We start from the raw sequence: 1,579 nt of genomic DNA, 5'->3' as shown, positions 1-1,579 counted from the left end.
GGACGAGCGCGGCGACGCGAACGATCTGCGCGGCCGAATCCGGGACATCACCAAGGGACGTGGCCGCTCGGCGTCGCAGACCGCGGCCGACTTCACGAAGTGGTCGAAGAAGGGCACGCAGTTCCTTCGCGCCAGCCGCGCCGAGCTGGCCGAGTACCTGGATCACCTGCTGCAGCACGGCGGGAAGCGGTGAAGGCGCAGCAGATCAGCCGCACCGTGCGGGACATTGTGCACACCCGCTCGGGCGGGGTGTGCGAGAAGTGCGGCCGCCGCCCGGCCGTCGAGGTCCACCACCGCACCGGCCGGCAGATGGGCGGCTCCCGGGAACCGTGGATCAACCAGCCGTCGAACCTCCTCGACCTGTGCGACCCGTGCCACGACGAGGTCACCGACACCCGCGGCAACCGCGCGTTCGTCGAGACCTGCGGGTGGCTCGTCCGCCGCGGCGAGGAGCAGCCCGCCGACGTGCCGGTGCTGCTATGGCACGGCCTGTGGCTGCTCGACGACCTCGGCGACTTCCGCACCGATCCGCGCGTGGCCGCGGCGTGGGCGCGCATCGACGCGGTGAGGGCCGCATGAGCGCGCCCGCAGCGCCGGGCGGCGGCGCCGGTATCGGATGCTCGACCGTGCTCGGGATCGTGTCGCTGTTCCTGTGCGGGTTCCTGCTCGCGATCGCCGTCGGCCTGTCGGCCGGGTGGTGACCGTGCGGCGACTCTTCCGGCTGCCGCTGCGACTGCGCACCCGCTGGCGCAACGGCCGCCGCGCGACGAACGGTCGCGTTCGGACGGTGAACGGCGGCGAGCCGATCGTGTGGCCGTTCGCCCTCAACCACGACGTCACCGACCTGTGGCGGCTGGCCGACGACCGGCAAGCCGCCCAATCCAACCTGCGAAAGAAGGTCTGATGCCCCTCGACCTCGCTGAGCGGTACACCGTGTGCCGCTCGTGCCCGGCAACGATCGTCTGGGCCGTCTCGTCGAACGGCGAGAACATCCCCGTCGACTACAACGCCGACCCTGCCAAGGGGAACGTGCTGCTGCAGCTCAACCGCGGCCAGCTCGTCGCCGGCGTGCTCACCGGCCCGAAGCTCGCCGCCGCCCGCGCCGCCGGTGCCGAGCTGCGCACCGCCCACTTCGCCACCTGCCCGAACGCAGCCAGCCACCGGCGGCCGCGATGAACGACACCGACCACCTCGCCGCCCTGTTCGCCACCTGGCGGGCGGACGTCGACGCCGACCCGATCCCCATCTTCACCGCGAGCGATCTGCTCGCCGACGAGCCCGGAAGGACCACCCCGTGAGCATCCGCATCGAGACCGAGCACCTGATGAAGCTGCTCGGCGACCTCGTCCACACCGCCGGCGGGATCGGCGCGACCAGCGGTGTGCTGCTGCACACCGCCCGCGGCCCGCTCGAAGACGAGCCCGGCACCACCGACCTGCTCGTGGGCACCTCCACCGACCACTTCACCGTCGGCCACACCTACGTGGAGTGCTACGGGAAGCTGCCGGACGCGATGCTGTGGCCGCTCGCCGACGTCCGCGCGGTGCTCGGCGCCTACCGGCCGAAGGCCGCGCTCACC

At 72.3% G+C, this 1,579-nt stretch carries 7 protein-coding genes; all 7 read left to right on the top strand.

Annotated features, from left to right (window positions below; all coding sequences use genetic code 11):
• The coding region (locus FPZ41_RS47730) for a hypothetical protein (protein WP_194236470.1) at positions 1–193 on the top strand (193 nt) is incomplete at its 5' end.
• On the top strand, positions 190–579 hold the full coding sequence (locus FPZ41_RS46415) for an HNH endonuclease (RefSeq protein WP_152870903.1): 390 nt from the start codon (positions 190–192) through the stop codon (positions 577–579). The genes FPZ41_RS47730 and FPZ41_RS46415, both read left to right, overlap by 4 nt.
• On the top strand, positions 576–701 hold the full coding sequence (locus FPZ41_RS49745; RefSeq protein ID WP_265584299.1) for a hypothetical protein: 126 nt from the start codon (positions 576–578) through the stop codon (positions 699–701). The genes FPZ41_RS46415 and FPZ41_RS49745 overlap by 4 nt, the downstream gene beginning before the upstream one ends.
• A 2-nt stretch (positions 702–703) precedes the next feature.
• Complete coding sequence (locus FPZ41_RS46410) at positions 704–904, top strand: hypothetical protein (protein ID WP_152870902.1); 201 nt, start codon at positions 704–706, stop codon at positions 902–904.
• Positions 904–1,176, top strand: coding sequence for a hypothetical protein (locus FPZ41_RS46405; protein WP_152870900.1), 273 nt, complete (start codon positions 904–906; stop codon positions 1,174–1,176). The genes FPZ41_RS46410 and FPZ41_RS46405 overlap by 1 nt, the downstream gene beginning before the upstream one ends.
• Entirely contained in the window at positions 1,173–1,298 is a 126-nt protein-coding gene (locus FPZ41_RS49740) for a hypothetical protein (RefSeq protein WP_265584298.1), read from the top strand. Before FPZ41_RS46405 ends, FPZ41_RS49740 begins: the two co-directional genes overlap by 4 nt.
• The coding region (locus tag FPZ41_RS46400) for a hypothetical protein (RefSeq protein ID WP_228023472.1) at positions 1,295–1,579 on the top strand (285 nt) is incomplete at its 3' end. The genes FPZ41_RS49740 and FPZ41_RS46400, both read left to right, overlap by 4 nt.

The organism is Streptomyces acidicola (assembly GCF_009377235.1).
Taxonomy (GTDB): Bacteria; Actinomycetota; Actinomycetes; order Streptomycetales; family Streptomycetaceae; genus Streptomyces; species Streptomyces acidicola.
This window is presented reverse-complemented; position numbering and strand designations above follow the sequence as displayed.

Bases quoted from the DNA above. Each gene is read 5' to 3' on its own strand.
- FPZ41_RS46405 (WP_152870900.1), top strand. From the start codon at position 904: ATGCCCCTCGACCTCGCTGAGCGGTACACCGTGTGCCGCTCGTGCCCG.
- FPZ41_RS49745 (WP_265584299.1), top strand. From the start codon at position 576: ATGAGCGCGCCCGCAGCGCCGGGCGGCGGCGCCGGTATCGGATGCTCG.
- FPZ41_RS49740 (WP_265584298.1), top strand. From the start codon at position 1,173: ATGAACGACACCGACCACCTCGCCGCCCTGTTCGCCACCTGGCGGGCG.